The organism is Variovorax sp. Varisp53 (genome assembly GCF_059491555.1).
This window is the reverse complement of the sequence record NZ_CP168512.1, coordinates 391,820-409,397: the sequence shown is the minus strand read 5'-3', so window position 1 is coordinate 409,397 and position 17,578 is coordinate 391,820. Positions and strand designations below refer to the sequence as shown.

Here is a 17,578-nt window from a genome sequence, read left to right as displayed (position 1 = left end):
CCGCCGCAAGTCCGACCAAAGGCCTCCGTTACCATGCGCCCATGCCGCACAGCCCCTTCAGCGTACAGGTCGAACCGCGCTTCCTGGCCGACCAGTCGTCCGCCAAGGACAACATCTACACCTTTTCCTACACGGTCACCGTCACCAACACAGGCTCGGTGGCCGCTCAGCTGATCGCCCGCCACTGGCTCATCAACGATGCCTCTGGCCATTCGCAGGAGGTCAAGGGCCTCGGCGTGATCGGGCAGCAGCCGCTGCTTGCGCCCGGCGAATCCTTCCGCTACACGAGCGGCTGCCGCCTGCAGGCGCCCAGCGGCACGATGCACGGCAGCTACTTCGTGGTGACCGAGGAAGGCGAGCGTTTCGACGTGCCCATTCCGATGTTCGTGCTCGAAGCCGACATCGGCGGCGCCCCCGTCTCGCGCGTGCTGCACTAGGTAACCTCTTGCGCCGCGGCGTTCTCCGGCGATCAAATCGCCGGATGGACAGAAAACGCCTTTGTCCTGCACGCCATGGACTCGACCATGCGTTACAACCCCGCAGCGGCGCCTTCCTCGGCGCCGCAGAGCTTTTTCCTTCTTCTGGATGAATTTGACTAGCTTCCTCAACGATCTGCTGGGCTTCTGGTCCGAATGGGTGCGCCCCTCGGCGGGCCTGCCCACCGTGCTGTGGTCGCTGCTGCTGGCGGTGGCGGCGGCTTCCGGCCACCTTGTGCAACGCTACCTGGGGCTGCCCAAGGTGATCGGCTACTCGCTGGTCGGCGCAGTGGTGGGCTTCGCCGGCTTCGAAGGCGCGATCTGGCCCCTGCGCGGCATCAGCCTCTTCCTGCTCGAACTCGGCGTGGCCGTGGTGCTGTTCGAGGCCGGCGGTCGGCTGCCGCTGCGCTGGTTCCGCCACAACCCGATGGTGCTGGTGCAGAGCCTGCTCGAAGCCACGCTGACCTACTTCGGCGTGTACTGGGTGCTGACGCTGCTGGGCCTGCCCGAGCCGGTGGCCAACCCGATCGCGCTGATGGCCATCGTCGCCTCGCCCGCGGTGCTCAGCCGCGTGATCATCGACACCCGCGCCGCCGGCCCCGTGACCGAGCGCGCGATGACGCTGGCCACGCTCAACACCTTCTATGCGCTGGCGCTGGGCTATGCGCAGGCCGGGCTGATCGAGCGCGCGCCGCAGACGATGCTGCAGAAGCTCTATCCGGTGGCGGTGGTGCTGGGCCTCTCGTTCGTGGTCGGCGGGATCATGGCGCTGGCGCTGCGCTCGGCGCTGCGGGTGATGAGCCCGTCGAGCGAGAACACGTCGATCCTGCTGCTGGCGATCATCGCGGCGGGCGCCGCGCTCACCGCGCACATCGGCGGCTCGGCGCCGCTGGCGGCCCTGATCGGCGGCGTGCTGCTGAAGACGCTCAACCCCAAGCCGTGGGCTTGGCAGCGGCAACTGGGCACGGCCGCCTCGCTGCTCACCATGCTGATGTTCGTGCTGGTGTCGATCGTGGCGGCGCAGGCCGACTGGACGTTGCCGGTGGCCAGCGTGGTGGTGGCCGTGATCGGCGTGCGCCTGCTGGCCAAGATCTCGGGCGTGGCCATTGCCAACCCGGGCAGCGGCGCAAGCTGGAAGCAGGCCTTCTGGGTCGGCTGCGCGATGTCGCCGCTGTCGTCGATCGCACTGCTCATCGCCTCCAACTTCGCCACCGCCTCGCCCCTGCTGGGCACGATGATCACGCAGGTGGCCCTGCCCTCGATCCTGTTGATGGAGGTGGTGGGCGCGGTGCTCGCCACGGTGGCCATCCACGCGGTGGGCGAGAGTTCGGTGCCCTGGGCGCCCCAGGCCTTCAGCATCACGGAGGACACCCAGCGATGAGCGCCGCAGCCAACAACACCCCCGTCGACCCGGACAGCGACGACGTCCGCTCGGCGCCGCTGCCATCGGACCCCGAGAGCCGCGCGGTCAAGCTCGAACCCTTCAACAAGTCGGAGGCGCTGTCGCTCGGCGTGGAGCTGGAACTGCAGCTCGTGAACACGCACGACTACGACCTTGCCCCGTACGCCGAGGACATGCTGCGGCTGATGGCGCAGACCCCGCTGCCCGGCAGCGTGGTGCCCGAGATGACGTCGAGCATGATCGAGATCTCGACCGACATCTGCCACTCGGCGCAGGACGTGATCACGCAGCTGTCGCCGATTCGCGAGGCGCTCATCAAGAACGCCGACAAGCTCAACATCGCCGTGGTCGGCGGCGGCACGCACGCGTTCCAGCAATGGCACGAGCGGCGCATCTACGACAAGCCGCGCTTTCGCGAACTGTCGGAGCTGTACGGCTACCTGAGCAAGCAGTTCACCATCTTCGGCCAGCACGTGCACATCGGCTGCCCCGACGCCGACGCGGCGTTGTTGATGCTGCACCGCATGTCGCGCTACATCCCGCACTTCATCGCGCTGTCGGCGTCTTCGCCCTTCGTGCAGGGGCAGGACACGCAGTTCGACTCGGCGCGGCTGAACTCGGTGTTCGCGTTCCCGCTGTCGGGCCGCGCGCCTTTCACCACCAGCTGGAAGGAGTTCGAGGCCTACTTCGAGCGCATGACCCGCACCGGCGTCGTGCGCAGCATGAAGGACTTCTACTGGGACATCCGCCCCAAGCCCGAGTTCGGCACCATCGAGATCCGCGTGTTCGACACGCCGCTCACGGTGGAGCGCGCCGCAGCGCTCGCGGGCTACGTGCAGTCGCTGGCCGCATGGTTCCTGCAGGAGCAGCCCTTCGCGCCGACGGAGGACGACTACCTCGTCTACACCTACAACCGCTTCCAGGCCTGCCGCTTCGGCCTCGACGCGGTGTACGTCGACCCGGCCACCGGCCAGCACATGCCGCTGCGCGACCACATCCTGATGACGATGACGCAGCTCGAATGGCACAGCGAGGCGCTCAACGCCACGCAGGCGCTGGGCGAGCTGCGCACCAGCGTGGAGGCCAACCGCAACGATGCGCGGTGGCTGCGCGAGAAGCAGGGCAAGGAGCGGCTGCTGGCGGAGGTGGTTCGGCAGGCGGCGCTGCGGTTCAGGGGCGCGGCGGCCTGAGCGGCGGCCGCGCGGCCTTCAGCGCGGGATGTAGCCCTTGTCGAGGATGCGGCCGTCGACCGCGTCGATCACGAAGCGCGCACGCGCACCGAACGCCATCGCGTTGCTGTTGATCTCCCAACGCCCCGCGCCCTTGCCGAACCAGGGCTTGCGCAGCCGCGCCTGCACCGGCTCGACGAAGGCCCAGCCAGCCGCCGCGGCGGCGGCGCGCGCCACAGCGACGGCCTCTTTCTCGTCGATCATCGCGACCCCGGCGGCGGCAGCGCAGCGTTCGGCGGGATCGGCCCGTCGCTCACGCTGACCCAGAAGCTGGTGCCGCCCAGGATGATGGTGCCGATCGCCATGCCTTCGACCTGCATCTGCGAGACGGTCACATAGCCGAACTGGACCGGAAAGCGATAGGCCCCGAGCGCCTGCGCCAGCCCGTGCACGCGCAGCTGGCCGTAGCCCTCGGCCATCGCCTCTTCGAGGTAGCGCAGCAGCGCCGACTTGGAATAGGCATTCCATCGCAGCTGCGCGCGCAATTGCCGCAGCGGACCGGTGCGCGGCGCGAAGTAGCGGTGCACGAGTTCATGGAACAGCGTGATGCGCTGCTCTGTCAGGCTCTGGTTGCGCGCGACGGTGACGGCGCCGTACATGTCGGTGCCGCCGAGCGCGCCGCCAGCAATCGAGCGCGGGCGGCTCAGCTGCAGGCGGGGGCCGCCGGGCGGCGGCGGCAGGCCGACATCGGGCAGCGGCTCGATCCTGGGCATGCCGCGGGCCACCACCGGCTTGACCGCGCCGCGCAGCAGCAGGGCCTGGATCGTGGAGATGCCGAGCAGCATCACCGCCTTGGCGAAGTGCTTCGCGGCCTCGTCGAGATCGGCATCGGAGCTGGCGTTGACCGACTTCTGCGCGAAGTCGTAAAGCTCGCTGGCGCCCGAAAACACCGCCGTGCCGAGCGCGGCGAACCCCACCACGAGCAGGATCACGTCGACCACTTCGCCGACACCGAAGAAGTGCGAGCCGGCCCACACGACCAGCGTGGCGGCCACGATGGCCAGCGCGGCCGGCTCCAGCATGGCCTCGACGGTCTGGCGCGCCTCGCCGGGCAGCAGGGGCAGGGCCCTGCGCATCGCCTCGCCGACGCGCTCGGTCGTGGACATGGTGGCGGGTGACACGGAAACGGTTTCAGCCATGGTCGAGAACTTTCTATTTCAAGAAGATTTCGGCAGTGAAAGGCGGGCGCCACGGCGAATCTACTCGAACGCCGCCGCCGTGCCTGCAAGCCGGTGCCACGGCCACCGCTTATGCTCGCCGCATGGGTGAATTCGACCTGATCACACGCTACTTCAAGCGCCCCGCCGTGCGCTCCCCGCTCGGCGTGGGCGACGATTGCGCATTGCTCGCGCCGGCACCGGGCATGCAGCTCGCCGTGTCCTGCGACATGCTGGTCGAGGGCCGGCACTTTCTTTCGACCGTCGATCCGGTGCGGCTGGGCCACAAGGCACTGGCGGTGAACCTCAGCGACCTTGCGGCCTGCGGCGCGAAGCCGCTGGCCTTCACGCTCGCGCTGGCACTGCCGGGTGTCGACGAGCCCTGGCTCGAAGGCTTCTCGCGCGGCCTGTTCGCACTGGCCGACGCGCACGGCTGCGAGCTGGTGGGCGGCGACACCACGCGCGGGCCGCTCAACATCTGCATCACGGTGTTCGGGGAGGTGCCGGCCGGCGCGGCGCTGCTGCGTTCGGGCGCGCGTGCGAGCGACGACCTCTGGGTGAGCGGCACGCTGGGCGACGCGCGGCTGGCGCTCGAAGCCTTTCGCGGCACGGTCGCGCTGCCGGCCGAAGCCTTCGAGTCGGCCCGCGCGCGCATGGAGCAGCCCACGCCGCGCGTGGCGCTCGGGCTGGCGCTGCGCGGCATCGCCTCGTCGGCGGTGGACGTGAGCGACGGGTTGATCGGCGACCTGGGTCACATCCTCGCCTCGAGCGGTGTGGGTGCCACGCTCGATGCCGATGCGGCGACGGCCTTGATCGCTGTGGAGGCCCCCAGCCTGAGCACCGAGATCCTGCGCACCTGCGCGCTCTCGGGCGGCGACGACTACGAACTGGTTTTCACCGCTGCGCCGTCAGCGCGCGCCGCAGTCGAGCAAGCCGGAGAGGACAGCGCCACCTGCGTCACGCGCATCGGCCGCATCGAGGCCGATGCCGGCCTGCGCATCGTCGATGCAGCCGGCGCGCCGGTGTCACAGCGCTTCGGCTCCTTCGACCACTTCGTCTGAAGGCCTGAGCCGCGCGCGCGGCTCAGGAGCCTTGCACCATCGCCTGCATTTTTCGCTGTGCCGCGTTGATCGCAGCCGATTGCCCGTTCAGCTGCTGAAGCATCTTGTTGAGCTCGGCCTGCACGGCCGGGTCGGTCACGGTGACCGTGGTGCCCGAAACCTGGATCTTCGACTTGTTCTTTTCGAGGAAGTCGCCGATGGTCAGCGCGCTGTCGAACACCGTGTCGAGCGCGGGGAACACTTCCTTGAAGGTGCCGGCCGGCGCGGTCACGGTCTTGTCGAAGGCCTTGTCGTAGACCGGCTTCAGGTCGTCGGGCTGCTTGAGCTGCGCGTGCGCGGCATCGGCCTTGGCGGTCTGCTGGTCGAGCGCGGTGCGCAGGCCGTTGAGTCCGTCCTTCGCGGCCTTGAGGTCGTCGCGGCGCGAGGCCAGGTCGGCGATGGAACGTAGCGCGCCCTTGGCCATGATCTGCGTCATGGGCTGGCTCACCGACTTGTTCATGCCTTCGTTGAAATCCGTGATCACCGCGTAGTGCTTCGCATAGTCGCCGAAGGAGGCTTTCTCTTCCTCCGTGGGCACCGGCACGCGCAGGCCGGGCTTGTCGAGCACGCGGGTCTGCAGAAAGGCCGTGAAGGCCTTGCGCTGCTCGGCTTCCTTGTTGCCGCAGGCGACCAGTGCAAGGCTGAAGGCCATGAGGAGCGACAGGGCCCCGAGACGTTGAATGAAAGTTCTCATGGGCAGAGGCCCTCCCGTGTGTTGTGGTGGCAAAAATTATAGGGAGCGCCTCACGGCATCGATGAAGGCGCGCACCGGCGGGCGCCGACCTGGGAAGGCGTGGTCGCCTGACCCCTTTCCGGCCCGCTCACCAGCCGCGCCTCGCGACAGCGCGGTACGCGAGCCACACTGCGGCGGCCGGCGCAAGCGCGAAACCCGCGAACAGCCAGACGGCCGCCGATTGCGCGCCTTCGACACCGCCCGGCACGGTAAGCCCCGCCGCATTCGCCACCAGCCCGGCCACGGCCGCGCCCACGGCCATGCCGTAGAGCTGCACGGTGGTGATCGAAGCGGAGGCCAGGCCTTCATCGCCCTTGGGCGCCAGCGACATCACGCGCGTGATCAGGTGCGGCCAGCCGATGCCCACGCCGAGCCCCACGGCCGCCAGCGCGACGGCGATCAGCAGACCGGCACCGAAGAATTCCTGCGACGGCAGCAGCCACGCGAGTGCCAGCAGCCCCAGCGTGCAGATCACCGGGCCGGCGCGCAGCATGCGGTCGGCTCCCGCGCCACTGCGGCCCGAGGACAGCAGCGAACCCACGCTCCAGCCGCCCGCCATCGCGGCCGCGAGGTAACCCGCCATGAGCGGCGAATGGCCGTGCAGCAACTGCAGGAAGTACGGCACGAAGATCTCGGTTTCCGTGCCGATCAGCAGCAGCGCCACGCTCGCATAGATGGCGCCCAGCGGCGCGCTCATCGCATACGCGCCGCGCGGCAGCACGCGCACGGCGGCGCGGCTGTCGATGCGGGTGGCCGCGAAGCCGATGGCCAGGCCCAGTGCCAGGCCGGCGGCCTGCCAGAGCAGGTCGGCCCCCAAACCGCTGGCTGCGATCACCAGCACCGAAGCCGCGAGCAGGCCGATCTGCAGCGTCGGCACGCGCGGCGGCATGGCGGGCCGCGCGTACTTCACGCCCATCCCGGGCCGCAATTGCACGAGCACCAGCAATGCCTGCGCCGCCGCCACCGGCAGCAGGAACCAGAAGGCCCAGCGCCAATGCCCGGCCTGCGCGAACAGCCCGCCCACGGCCGGCCCGCACAGCGTGGCGACGCCCCACATGCCCGACACCAGCGCCACCGCGCGCGGCCACAGCCGCTGCTCGAACACCAGCTGGATCAGCCCGTAGCTCAGCGCCGCGAGCAACCCGCCGCCCAACCCCTGCACCGCGCGCCCCGCGAGCATCCACGGCATGGCCGGCGCGAGCGCGCAGCCTGCCGAACCGGCGGCGAACACCGCCAGCGCGGCCAGGCAGGCACCGCGCGGGCCCAGCACCGCGAGCAGCCGCACCGACAGCGTGGCGCCGAGGATCGAGCCGACCACGAAGAGCGTGGTGCTCCAGGCGTACCAGTCGAGTCCGCCGATCTCGCGCACCACCGACGGCAGCACGGTGGTCACGATGTGCACGTTGACGGCGTGCAGCGCGACGCCGCCGGTCAGCGCGAGCGCGCGCCAGCCGTTGCGGCCGCTGAACAGTTCGCTCCATGCGGCAGTGGGAGGTGGGGGGCGCAGCGTGGCGGAGGAGGAGGACATGGCAAGCAACGAAGTCGGAAAGAAGCCCGGATGCTAGGCGAGGTGCGCCAATTAAACAAGCTATTACTTTGATAAATAGAAACTGCGCCGAACCGGTGCCGGCCCGGATGCGCGACACTCCTGCCCCGATGCAAGCCGCTTCTTCTTCCTCCACGACCACCACCTCCGGCGCCATGCCCCAACCCTCGATGCGCCGCGCCACGCTGCGCTTTCTGCTCTCGCATCCCGCGCACTTCATCGCGCTGGGCTTCGGTTCGGGCCTGCCGCGCATCGCGCCGGGCACCGTGGGCACGCTGTGGGCCTGGGCGGCGTTCTCGGTGATGCAGCTGTGGTTCACGCCGGCCACCATCGGCTGGATCATCGCGGCCTCGCTGCCCATCGGCTGGTGGGCCTGCACCGTGACTGCGCGCGACATGAACGTGGCCGACCCCGGCGCCGTGGTGTGGGACGAGGTGATCGCCTTCTGGATCGTGCTCTGGCTGGTGACGCCGGCCGGCCTCCTCGCGCAGGCCATCGCCTTCGCGCTGTTCCGTTATTTCGATGCCGCCAAGCCCGGCCCGGTGGCCTGGGCCGATGCGCTGTTCAAGCAGCGCGACGCGGCGCAGGTGCGCTGGTGGCACGCGGGCTTCGGCATCATCCTCGACGACCTGGTGGCCGCGTTCTGCACGCTGCTGGTCATTGCACTCTGGCGCGCATGGTGAACCCGATGGATTCTTCCTTTTCTTCTTCGACGTTGCCGACGCTCGCGGACCACGACACGCCCGCGCTGGTCGTGGCGCTGGCCGGCCTGCTGCAGAAAAAAGGCTGGATGCTGGCCACCGCCGAAAGCTGCACGGGCGGGCTGATCGGCGCGGCCTGCACCGAGCTGGCCGGCTCGAGCGCGTGGTTCGAGCGCGGCTTCATCACCTATTCGAACGAGGCCAAGACCGAGCTGCTGGGCGTGGACCCGACGGTGATCGCGGCGCACGGCGCGGTCAGCGAGCCGGTGGCGCGCGCGATGGCCACGGGCGCGATCGCGCATTCGCCGCCGTCGCGCGTGGCGCTGGCCGTGACCGGCGTGGCGGGGCCGACGGGCGGCACGCCCGACAAGCCGGTGGGCACGGTGTGGTTCGGCTGGTCGGTCGATGGCGACGTGCGCACCGAGCGCCCCCGCTTAGACGGCGACCGCGCCACGGTGCGCGCGGCCACGGTGCGGTACGCACTGCAGACGCTGGTCGAATTGCTCGGCCGCTGACCCGATTTTTCACAAACCCGAGAGGACTCATGACAGCAGCCACCAATGCCCAGACCATCGAGCGCTTCTACAGCGCCTTCGCGAAGCTCGACGGCGCCGCCATGAAGGCCTGCTATGCCAGCGATGCGGTGTTCGACGACGAGGCCTTCTCGCTGCGCGGGCAGCGCGAGGTGGGCGGCATGTGGCGCATGCTGACCTCGGCCACGCATGCCAAGGGCGCCGACGTGTGGCGCCTGACCTGGCGCGACGTGAAGGCGGACGACACCAGCGGCAGCGCCCACTGGGATGCGCACTACCGCTTCAGTGCGACCGGCCGCCTCGTCGACAACAGCATCGACGCGCACTTCACCTTCACGCCCGAGGGGCTGATCGCGACGCACCGCGACAGCTTCCCGTTCTGGACCTGGTCGCGCCAGGCGCTCGGCACGCCGGGCCTGCTGCTGGGCTGGACGCCCATGCTGCGCAACAAGGTGCGCGCCACCGCCGCAGCCAACCTCGCCACTTTTCTTGCACGCCAGCCATGAGCAACAACACCGCCCTCGCCTTTTCCAACAACGAAGCGCAGCACCGCTACGAAGCCACGCTCGACGGCAAGCTCGCCGCCTATGCCGAATACAACCTGCTGACCGACGCGATCATGTTCACGCACACCGAGGTGCTGCCGGAGCACGAAGGCAAGGGCGTGGGCTCGGGCATCGCGAGGCACGTGCTCGACGAGGCGCGCGAGAAGGGGCTGCATGTGATCCCGGTGTGCCAGTTCATCGCGGGCTACATCCGCAAGCACCGCGAGTACGCTGACCTCGTGCGGCCGGATATTCAACGCGCCTTCAAGATCTGAACAGGGCTCGCCCTGAGGTTGCGTTGTTCGGGGTGCGTGCACAGGCCACCGGGTACTCCCCTCCGCGAATGTCCCCCGGCCTTCGGCCTCCTCCTTTATTTCGCTGCGGGGAGCACCCGGTGCCCTGCGCACGACGAGCGCGGCCGTTGTTCCGCTGATCAACCAGTGCTCTGAACGATCACGCCGATGCGGGGGCCTTTTCGCGAAATAAAGGAGGAGCCCGAAGGGCGGGGGACATTCGCGAAAAAGGTCACCGCGTCGGCGTGATCGCGCCCCGGAGAACACGCCCCGTCAAACGCCCCAGGTCATTCACCGTGGCATTTCTTGTACTTCTTGCCGCTGCCGCAAGGACACGGATCGTTGCGCCCGGGCGTGGCTTCCTTGCGGATGGTCTCGGCCTTCGGACCCAGGCTCTTCCAGAGCTGGCGCAGGTCGTACACGGCCCAGATGGCGGCGCCGAAATCGTCGAGCCGCTGCTGGCTCACGCTGGGCGGGGCGTCGTCGCTGTACATCGACAACGTGGGCTTCGCGGTGTCGTCCTCGGTCAGGGCGACGATGTTGTCGAGCGCGTCGTCGAGCATGCGCGCGGCGTCCTTGTCGCGCGGCGTGGCCCAGTCTTCGGGCCAGTTCTCGACCGCGTACATGAAGCCCAGCGCCCAGACCTGCGCGAAGGACGGAATGGCTTCGCCGGCGACTTCGGCGCGTTCTTCCTCGGGCAGCGAGGCAATGGCGCCGCGGGTGTCGAGCACCTCGGGCTGCCAGCTGCGTTCGTCGTCGAGGGTTTCGACCGGGGCGTCGAGGCCCTCCTCGATCTCGATCCAGCGGCGCTTCCAGTTCCAGACGAACTCCATGTGCTGCGCCGAGGAGAAGCTGTCGCCCAGCAGCACGGGCCAGTATTCGGAGGGCATGATGGGCCGGCGGGTGCAGATCAGCGCGGCCATGAAGCCTTCGCAGAACTCCCACTGGGGGATTTCCTCGTCGTGCTCGCGCATGGCGTCGAGCGCCTGGTCGAGAGCGTCGAAATCGTCGGGGCCGAGGGGTGTACGGGCTGCGGAGGGGGCTTCGGAAGGCGAAATGGGGTCGGGAATGGTCGTCATGGCAAGTTCGGGGCAGCCCTCTATGATGCAGCAGGCTCCGGTCGAGACTACTTCTATGCCCACGATTATTCCGTTTCCGGCGCGCTACAGCGCCTTCGCCCTGTGCGTGGCCGGTCTGGTGGCCTGCCTGGCGTTCGTGCTGGTGTCGCCGCACCTGTGGCTGGCCTGGACCGGCGTGGCCGTGTTCGCGGTGCTCACAGGTACCGGCGTGCACGACCTGCGGCAGGCGCGCCACGCGATCCTGCGCAACTACCCGGTCATCGGCCATCTGCGCTTTCTGCTCGAGTTCATCCGCCCCGAGATGCGGCAGTACTTCATCGAGAGCGACTCCGAAGCCGCGCCGTTCTCGCGCGCCCAGCGCTCGCTGGTGTATCAGCGCGCCAAGGGCGACCCGGACAACCGGCCCTTCGGCACCCAGCTGAACGTGACCATCGCGGGCTACGAGTGGATCAACCATTCGATGCAGCCCACGAAGCTCGCGAACCACGACTTCCGCATCGTGATCGGCGGCACGCCGCAGCCGGTCGGCGCCAATCCGGAGCAGCTCTGTACGCAGCCCTATAGCGCCAGTGTGTTCAACATCTCGGCCATGAGCTTCGGCGCGCTGTCGGCCAATGCGATCCTCGCGCTCAACAAGGGCGCGCAGATGGGCGGCTTTGCGCACGACACCGGCGAGGGCTCGATCTCGCAGCACCACCGCGTGCATGGCGGCGACCTGATCTGGGAAATCGGCTCGGGCTACTTCGGCTGCCGCAATGACGACGGCAGCTTCAACGAGGAACGCTTCACCGCCAACGCGCGCGACCCGCAGGTGAAGATGATCGAGATCAAGCTGAGCCAGGGCGCCAAGCCCGGGCACGGCGGCGTGCTGCCCGCCCCCAAGGTCACACCCGAGATTGCGGCGGCGCGGGGCGTGCCGGTGGGCGTGGATTGCATCTCGCCCTCGTCGCACAGCGCGTTCTCCACGCCGACCGAGATGATGCATTTCATCGCCCGGCTGCGCGAGCTGTCGGGCGGCAAGCCGACCGGCTTCAAGTTCTGCCTGGGCCACCCGTGGGAATGGTTCGGCATCGTCAAGGCGATGCAGGCCACCGGCATCACGCCCGATTTCATCGTGGTCGACGGCGCAGAGGGCGGCACCGGCGCGGCGCCGGTCGAGTTCAGCGACCACGTGGGCGCGCCGCTGCAGGAAGGCCTGCTGCTGGTGCACAACACGCTGATCGGCGTGAACCTGCGCCACCGCATCAAGATCGGCTGCGCCGCCAAGGTGATCACCGCCTTCGACGTGGCCCGCATGATGGCGCTGGGTGCCGACTGGTGCAACGCGGCGCGCGGCTTCATGATGGCGCTGGGCTGCATCCAGGCACAGAGCTGCCACACCGGCCATTGCCCCACGGGCGTGACCACGCAGGACCCGCTGCGCCAGCAGGCGCTGGTGGTGCCGACCAAGGCCGACCGGGTGCGCAACTTCCACCGCAGCACGCTGCATGCGCTGCAGGAGCTGGTGCAGGCCGCGGGCCTCGACCATCCGCAGCAGATCACCGCGCACCACATCGTGCGCCGCATCTCCGACACCGAGGTGCGCCTGTTGAGCAACCTGGTGATGCAGGTGCAGCCGGGCGCCCTGCTCGGCCCGCTCGACGAGCAGCACAATGTTTTCCGAACCTACTGGCCGCTGGCCAGCGCAGAGAGCTTCCAACCCGTGACGCAGGCCCCGCACGGGCTGGTGGCGGGCTTTGCATTGGCCGCATGAATCCTTTGAGACGAGGCGCCAACGGGCGCCTGCAATCGCGCAAGGGCGCAGCTTCGGCGCCCGCGCCCCTCGACGCGCTCCTGCCGAACCCGCCGGCACCCGGCGACTACGCGGAGTTCCTGCGCACCACCCTGCCGCGGCAGGAGAAGAACGTGGCGAGCCACCGCTTCGGCAGCGAGCGCGTGTGGCTCAAGAAGGCCGGGCCCCGGCACGGCAAATGGGGCTACCGCGTGATGGCGGCCGTGGCGCGCATGGCGGGGCTGGACATTATCAAGCCGGTGCCCAACCCGGGCGGCGAGGTGGCCATCGCGACCGAGGCTCGGCGGCTCAAGCAGCTCGCGGCCGCGGGCCTGCGCGTGCCGGTGGTGCTGGCGCAGCAGCCGGACGGCCTGCTGATCTCGGACCTGGGCGAAAGCGGCCGCGCAACGGTCGTGCTGCAGGAGCGGCTCGACCAGGCCGCCGCCGCTGGCCCCGCAGCGCTGCTGGCCGTGTGGCGCGAAGGCCTTGCCGCGATTGCCGCCGTGCACATGCGCGGCCAGCACCTGAGCCAGGCCTTCGACCGCAACCTCGTGCAGTGCCCCGACGGCGTGATCGGCTACATCGACTTCGAGGACGACCCGGCCGAGGTCATGACGCTGGCCGAATGCCAGGCGCGCGACTGGCTGAGCTACCTGCACTCCACGGCCATGATGCTCGAAGCCGCCGCGCCGCAGGCCGCGGGGCAGCACTGGCATGCGGCGCTGGCCGGCGTGAACGAAGAGGTGCGCGAGCGCATCGCGAATGCAGCCCGGCGCATGAAGTGGGCGCAGAAGCTGCCGGCGAGCCGGCGATGGGGACGGGATACGCAGCGGGTGCGGGCGGTGGCGCGGTTGCTGGGGCAGTGGCACCTGGCGCCGCTCGCGCTCCCGAACTAAGGTGCGAACGCCGCCTGCACCGCCACACCGCGCAGTGCCAGCCGCTTCTTCATCGACAGCACCGCCCGGTCCTTGCTCAGCAGCAGTGCGCCGTGCGCCACGGCCAGGTCGATGAACACCTGGTCGTCGGGGTCGCTGCACACACAGGGCGCGCGCGGCGGAGTGCCTTCCACCATCCGCACCCGCGCATCGAAATCGGACAGCACCGCCGGCACTTCCAGCCCGCGCTGCGCCATGCGCCGGGCGATCAGCGGGTAGCCCAGCACGCGTTCGAGTTCGGTGCGCATGGCTGCCGTGGCCAGCCAGCGCAGTTCGCCCGCGGCAAGCCGCGCGGTCAACGCTCCCCAGGCCGGATCTTCGAAGACCAGCAGGTCGAGCGCGATGTTGGTGTCGATGACGACGGGGCCGGATTCTGTCAGCGTCATGGAATGTGCAGGGGGAATATCGCCGATGTTGCACCATGCAGGGCCGGAGTCAGGCCCTTGTCGGCCCGCCCGACGAAAATAGGCCGTTGCCTGCCCACCCCCGCCCTTCCCTCATGAAACGTCTCCCGCTGCTCTGTCTCGTCGTGCTCGCGTCCGCGGGAGTGCGAGCCGAGTGGCTGACCCTGTCGGGCACGCCCGGCGATGCCGCCAGCAGCTACGTGCAGGTGGAGCCGACCAGCGTCGAGGTGGAAGGATCGAACCGGCTCGTGAGCCTGCGCATGAGCCTGCCGGAGGACCGCACGGAACGCGACGGCATCCGGTTCCGCTCTTTCCAGGCCCGTGCCAAGGTCGATTGCGAAACCCGCAGCGCGCGCTACGTGAGCGCCACCTACTTCGGCCATCCGGACTTCGTCGGCGAACCCGTCGCGGTGAGGCATTTCGAAGAGGACGACATCCATCCAATGACGCTGGCCGGGGCGCGCGATCTTGTCATGCGCACGGTCAACGCGGCCTGCGGCGTCCGGCCCAAGGAAGCCAGGGAACAGCCGCGGCCCGAAGGCACGCTACTTCCGCGCTGAGCCCGCGACCATGTCGAAGCGGAACAGCCGGCACTCGATCGGGCCGTTCCACATCGGCACGCGGCGCGACTCCTTCAGCCGCATCTGCCTGGGCAGCTTCAGGTCGGGCGTAAGCACCCAGGCGGTCCAGCCGGCGTAGTTCTTCTTCCAGTGGGTGGCGAGCTGCGGGAAGAACTCGCCGCCGTCACTCCCCTCGCCCTGCGCGGTCTGCGCCGATTCGCGCGCGCCGGAACGGCCCGTGCCGGCCACCCCGCCCACTTCGATGCGCTCGCCGTACGGCGGGTTGAGCACGATCACGCCGCCTTCGGCCGGGGGCATGCGCTGCAAGGCATCGCCGCCACGGAACTCGACCGCTTGCGCCACACCGGCGCGCTCGGCATTGCGTTCGGCAAAGTCGACCATGCGGTGCGACACGTCGGAGCCGAAGATCGCCACGCTGCCTTCGCGCACGGCGGTCTCGGCTTCCTGCCTGATCGCGTTCCAGACATGCGCCTGGAACGGCAGCAGTTTCTCGAACCCGAAGCGCCGCAGCGACCCGGCCGCGATGCCGCGCGCGATCTGCGCCGCCTCGATGGCGATGGTGCCGCTGCCGCAGCAGGGGTCGTACAGCGGCTGCGTGGACACTTCGCCGGTCTCGGGGTTCCACCAGCCGCTGGCGGCTAGCATGGCGGCGGCCAGGGTTTCCTTCAGCGGGGCGTCGCCCTTGTCCTGGCGCCAGCCGCGCTTGAACAGCGGCTCGCCCGAGGTGTCGATGTACAGCGTGCAGGTGTCGGTGGTCAGGTGCGCGAACACGCGGCAGTCGGGCCACTGGGTCTCGATGCTCGGGCGCACGCCGTTGGCCTTGGCGCGAAAGCGGTCGGCAATGGCGTCCTTGATGCGCAGGGTGGCGAAGTTCAGGCTCTGCAGCGGGCTGTGCTGGGCGGTGGTCTCGATCTTGAAGGTCTGCTTCGGCGTGAACCAGATCTCCCAGGCCACGCCGTTGGCGATGGCGTAGAGGTCGTTCTCGTTGCGGTAGGGCGCGTGGGCCAGCTCGACCAGCACGCGCTGCGCGAGCCGGCTGTGCAGGTTGAGCTTCAGGGCGTCGCGCCAGTCGGCACGCACGCGCACGCCGCCGCGCAGCGTGAGCAGGTCTTGCCCGGCGCGGCCGGTCAGGGCGTGCACCTCCTGGGCGAGGAATTCCTCGACGCCGGCGGCGCAAGGCAGGAAAAGAGAGAGATCGTTCACAAAAAATTGGCCATCGGGAAGCCCGACTAGGGGACTCCATTGTCGCCGCGTCACGCACCTTCTCTATATAGTCGATTTGCCGATGACTCCCACCCCCGCATCCCCGGCCGCCGCCGGCAGCAGCGACCGCTTCGCGATCCAGTGCGAGGTGCTGCGGCTGTCCATCCGGCCCATCGGCCCGGTGCTGCTGGTGCAATACCTGCTGAACTGCGGCGTGGCGGCGCTCTTCGCCTGGCAGTACTCGGTGCCGCGCGCACTGGTGTGGATCGCGCTGGTCACCGGGGTGACGGTGATGCGCGGCTTCTTCCCGCAGCGCCTGCCCGAGCCCTTCACGCCCACCAACCTGCGCGAGGCACAGCGCACGCACACGCTGCGCACGGCCATCTGGGAACTGGCGCACGGGCTGGCCGGCGTGCTGCTGTTCGACCCCGCGCGCGTCGACCTGCAGCTGCTGCTGGGCCTGATCCTGATGGGCATGACGCTGTCGTCGGCCTTCTCGGTGTCGTTCTATACGCCCGCCACGCAGTTGGCGATCACGCTGCTGCTGGCGCCGATCATCGTCACCGGCCTCTGGCTGGGCGCGCCGGTGATGATGGCCGTGGCGGTCATCGGCATCGGCCTGATCGCGATGATGTGGAAGCTGGTGGCCGAACGCTCGCGCCAGCTCGAAGAAAACATCGGCCTGCGGCTCAACGAACGCACGCTGCGCGAACAGGCGCTGGCCGGCCTGCGCGCTTCCGAGCAGGCGCAGGCCGAGCGGCTGCGTTTCTGCTCGGCCGCCAACCACGACCTGCGCCAGCCGGTGATGGCCATCGGCCTGCAGGCCGAAGTGCTGCGCCAGCAGCTGAGCAGTGGCGCGGACATGGAGGCGGTTCAGTACACCGTGGGCTCGCTGGCGCGCGCGCAGCAGGCGCTCGAAGGGCTGACCAACCAGCTGCTCGAAATCGGCCGCATCGAGGCCGCGGTCGATCCGCTGCGTCCGGTGGCAGTGGCTCTGGCGCCGCTGCTGCTGGAGCTGGCGCGGCAGGCAGGCGACGGCCGGGTGCTGGTGCGCTGCCCGCACGACGCCATCGCCTGGAGCGACACCGTGTCGCTGCGCCGCGTGCTCGCCAACCTGGTCGACAACGCGGTCAAGTTCACGCCGCGCGGGCGCGTGCTGCTGGCAGTGCGGGCGCGCCGGCGCGGCGCCGGCCGGGCCTGGCGCGTCGAGGTGCGCGACGGCGGCATCGGCATCGCGGCCGACGCGCAGCAGCGCGTGTTCAACGACTTCGAGCAGATCGGCAACGTCGAGCGCAACCTGCAGCGCGGCCACGGGCTGGGTCTGGCGATCGTGCGGCGGCTGGCGGCTCAGCTCGGCATTGCGGTGTCGCTTCGCTCGGCGCCGGGGCGGGGGTCGGTGTTCAGCTTCGAGCTGCCTGCCGCGCCGGAAGGCGCGATGGTGGCGGCGCGCCCCGCTTCCGTGCCGCAGGACGACGGCGCCGATGCGATGCACACGCTGCGCCCCGGGCTCGCGGTGCTGGTGGTGGAAGACAACACGGTGGTGGCCGACAGTCTCAGTGCCCTGCTGCGGCAATGGGACGTGGAGCCGCGCGTCTATGCCAGTGCCGCCGAGGCGCTGGCGCTGGCCGACCTGCGCGCGCTCGACGCGGCGCTGTGCGACATCCGCCTGCCGGGTGCGCTCGACGGCATCGCGCTGGCCGACAAGCTGCAGCGGCAGAAGCCGTCGCTTGCGATCGCGCTGATTTCGGCCGACATCAACGAAGCCACCCAGCGGCTCGCCGCCGAGCGTGGCTGGCATGCGCTGCGCAAGCCGGTGCAGCCGGACGAACTGCGCGGGGTGCTGCTGAGGGCGCAACAGCCGTCGCAGGGCTGAAGCCGGCAGGGCGACGG

19 protein-coding genes are annotated in these 17,578 nt (G+C 69.4%); 12 read left to right on the top strand and 7 right to left on the bottom strand.

Features of this window, described 5'->3' with window-relative positions:
- Window positions 1-41 precede the first annotated feature (41 nt).
- From apaG to ACEOAB_RS01845, 3 genes are all read left to right on the top strand, one after another.
- Window positions 42-437, top strand: coding sequence for a Co2+/Mg2+ efflux facilitator ApaG/CorD (gene apaG, locus ACEOAB_RS01855; protein ID WP_056588726.1), 396 nt, complete (start codon window positions 42-44; stop codon window positions 435-437).
- Between the two features lie 148 nt (window positions 438-585).
- Entirely contained in the window at window positions 586-1,857 is a 1,272-nt protein-coding gene (locus ACEOAB_RS01850; protein ID WP_056588723.1) for a cation:proton antiporter, read from the top strand.
- Window positions 1,854-3,068, top strand: coding sequence for a YbdK family carboxylate-amine ligase (locus ACEOAB_RS01845; RefSeq protein ID WP_495653410.1), 1,215 nt, complete (start codon window positions 1,854-1,856; stop codon window positions 3,066-3,068). The genes ACEOAB_RS01850 and ACEOAB_RS01845 overlap by 4 nt, the downstream gene beginning before the upstream one ends.
- A gap of 18 nt (window positions 3,069-3,086) precedes the next feature.
- On the opposite strand, the gene ACEOAB_RS01840 is transcribed toward ACEOAB_RS01845, so the two are convergent.
- Both ACEOAB_RS01840 and ACEOAB_RS01835 read right to left on the bottom strand, forming a co-directional pair.
- Window positions 3,087-3,311: a hypothetical protein gene (locus ACEOAB_RS01840; protein WP_495653409.1), complete on the bottom strand. Its 225-nt coding sequence runs from the start codon at window positions 3,309-3,311 to the stop codon at window positions 3,087-3,089.
- Window positions 3,308-4,246 carry a hypothetical protein gene (locus tag ACEOAB_RS01835; RefSeq protein ID WP_495653408.1) on the bottom strand — a complete coding sequence of 313 codons (939 nt, stop codon included), beginning with the start codon at window positions 4,244-4,246 and terminating at the stop codon, window positions 3,308-3,310. Before ACEOAB_RS01835 ends, ACEOAB_RS01840 begins: the two co-directional genes overlap by 4 nt.
- A gap of 122 nt (window positions 4,247-4,368) precedes the next feature.
- Between ACEOAB_RS01835 and thiL the strand changes: the two genes are divergently transcribed.
- Window positions 4,369-5,325 (top strand): thiamine-phosphate kinase, encoded by a 957-nt coding sequence (gene thiL, locus ACEOAB_RS01830; protein ID WP_495653407.1) that lies wholly within the window; start codon window positions 4,369-4,371, stop codon window positions 5,323-5,325.
- Between the two features lie 22 nt (window positions 5,326-5,347).
- On the opposite strand, the gene ACEOAB_RS01825 is transcribed toward thiL, so the two are convergent.
- Together ACEOAB_RS01825 and ACEOAB_RS01820 are read right to left on the bottom strand one after the other, a co-directional pair.
- The gene (locus ACEOAB_RS01825) at window positions 5,348-6,058 is read right to left on the bottom strand and encodes a DUF3053 domain-containing protein (RefSeq protein ID WP_056588710.1); all 711 of its coding nucleotides are present in this window, start codon (window positions 6,056-6,058) and stop codon (window positions 5,348-5,350) included.
- A gap of 127 nt (window positions 6,059-6,185) precedes the next feature.
- The gene (locus ACEOAB_RS01820; RefSeq protein WP_495653406.1) at window positions 6,186-7,625 is read right to left on the bottom strand and encodes an MFS transporter; all 1,440 of its coding nucleotides are present in this window, start codon (window positions 7,623-7,625) and stop codon (window positions 6,186-6,188) included.
- 173 nt (window positions 7,626-7,798) lie between these two features.
- Between ACEOAB_RS01820 and ACEOAB_RS01815 the strand changes: the two genes are divergently transcribed.
- From ACEOAB_RS01815 to ACEOAB_RS01800, 4 genes are read left to right on the top strand one after another with little or no spacing between them, the layout of a single operon-like run.
- Window positions 7,799-8,326, top strand: a complete 528-nt coding sequence (locus ACEOAB_RS01815) for a phosphatidylglycerophosphatase A family protein (RefSeq protein ID WP_082571963.1) — start codon at window positions 7,799-7,801, stop codon at window positions 8,324-8,326.
- A 5-nt stretch (window positions 8,327-8,331) separates the two neighbouring features.
- Complete coding sequence (locus tag ACEOAB_RS01810; protein ID WP_495653405.1) at window positions 8,332-8,859, top strand: CinA family protein; 528 nt, start codon at window positions 8,332-8,334, stop codon at window positions 8,857-8,859.
- A gap of 29 nt (window positions 8,860-8,888) precedes the next feature.
- Window positions 8,889-9,383, top strand: coding sequence for a nuclear transport factor 2 family protein (locus tag ACEOAB_RS01805; RefSeq protein ID WP_056588697.1), 495 nt, complete (start codon window positions 8,889-8,891; stop codon window positions 9,381-9,383).
- The gene (locus ACEOAB_RS01800; protein ID WP_413751040.1) at window positions 9,380-9,697 is read left to right on the top strand and encodes a GNAT family N-acetyltransferase; all 318 of its coding nucleotides are present in this window, start codon (window positions 9,380-9,382) and stop codon (window positions 9,695-9,697) included. The genes ACEOAB_RS01805 and ACEOAB_RS01800 overlap by 4 nt, the downstream gene beginning before the upstream one ends.
- 305 nt (window positions 9,698-10,002) lie before the next feature.
- Here the strand turns inward: ACEOAB_RS01800 and ACEOAB_RS01795 are convergent, their stop codons facing one another.
- The gene (locus ACEOAB_RS01795; RefSeq protein ID WP_056588690.1) at window positions 10,003-10,794 is read right to left on the bottom strand and encodes a UPF0149 family protein; all 792 of its coding nucleotides are present in this window, start codon (window positions 10,792-10,794) and stop codon (window positions 10,003-10,005) included.
- A 55-nt stretch (window positions 10,795-10,849) separates the two neighbouring features.
- Between ACEOAB_RS01795 and ACEOAB_RS01790 the strand changes: the two genes are divergently transcribed.
- Together ACEOAB_RS01790 and ACEOAB_RS01785 are read left to right on the top strand one after the other, a co-directional pair.
- The gene (locus tag ACEOAB_RS01790; RefSeq protein ID WP_413751041.1) at window positions 10,850-12,547 is read left to right on the top strand and encodes an FMN-binding glutamate synthase family protein; all 1,698 of its coding nucleotides are present in this window, start codon (window positions 10,850-10,852) and stop codon (window positions 12,545-12,547) included.
- Window positions 12,544-13,461, top strand: coding sequence for a BUD32 family EKC/KEOPS complex subunit (locus ACEOAB_RS01785; RefSeq protein ID WP_495653404.1), 918 nt, complete (start codon window positions 12,544-12,546; stop codon window positions 13,459-13,461). The genes ACEOAB_RS01790 and ACEOAB_RS01785 overlap by 4 nt, the downstream gene beginning before the upstream one ends.
- Here the strand turns inward: ACEOAB_RS01785 and ACEOAB_RS01780 are convergent.
- The gene (locus tag ACEOAB_RS01780; RefSeq protein ID WP_056588686.1) at window positions 13,458-13,886 is read right to left on the bottom strand and encodes a PIN domain-containing protein; all 429 of its coding nucleotides are present in this window, start codon (window positions 13,884-13,886) and stop codon (window positions 13,458-13,460) included. The two genes, ACEOAB_RS01785 and ACEOAB_RS01780, sit on opposite strands and share 4 nt — an antisense overlap.
- Before the next feature lie 113 nt (window positions 13,887-13,999).
- On the opposite strand from ACEOAB_RS01780, the gene ACEOAB_RS01775 reads away from it, so the two are divergent.
- Window positions 14,000-14,464, top strand: a complete 465-nt coding sequence (locus ACEOAB_RS01775) for a surface-adhesin E family protein (RefSeq protein ID WP_495653403.1) — start codon at window positions 14,000-14,002, stop codon at window positions 14,462-14,464.
- Here the strand turns inward: ACEOAB_RS01775 and ACEOAB_RS01770 are convergent.
- Complete coding sequence (locus ACEOAB_RS01770) at window positions 14,450-15,688, bottom strand: THUMP domain-containing class I SAM-dependent RNA methyltransferase (protein WP_056588682.1); 1,239 nt, start codon at window positions 15,686-15,688, stop codon at window positions 14,450-14,452. The two genes, ACEOAB_RS01775 and ACEOAB_RS01770, sit on opposite strands and share 15 nt — an antisense overlap.
- An 82-nt stretch (window positions 15,689-15,770) precedes the next feature.
- Between ACEOAB_RS01770 and ACEOAB_RS01765 the strand changes: the two genes are divergently transcribed.
- Window positions 15,771-17,561, top strand: a complete 1,791-nt coding sequence (locus ACEOAB_RS01765; protein ID WP_495653402.1) for a sensor histidine kinase — start codon at window positions 15,771-15,773, stop codon at window positions 17,559-17,561.
- Window positions 17,562-17,578 lie beyond the last annotated feature (17 nt).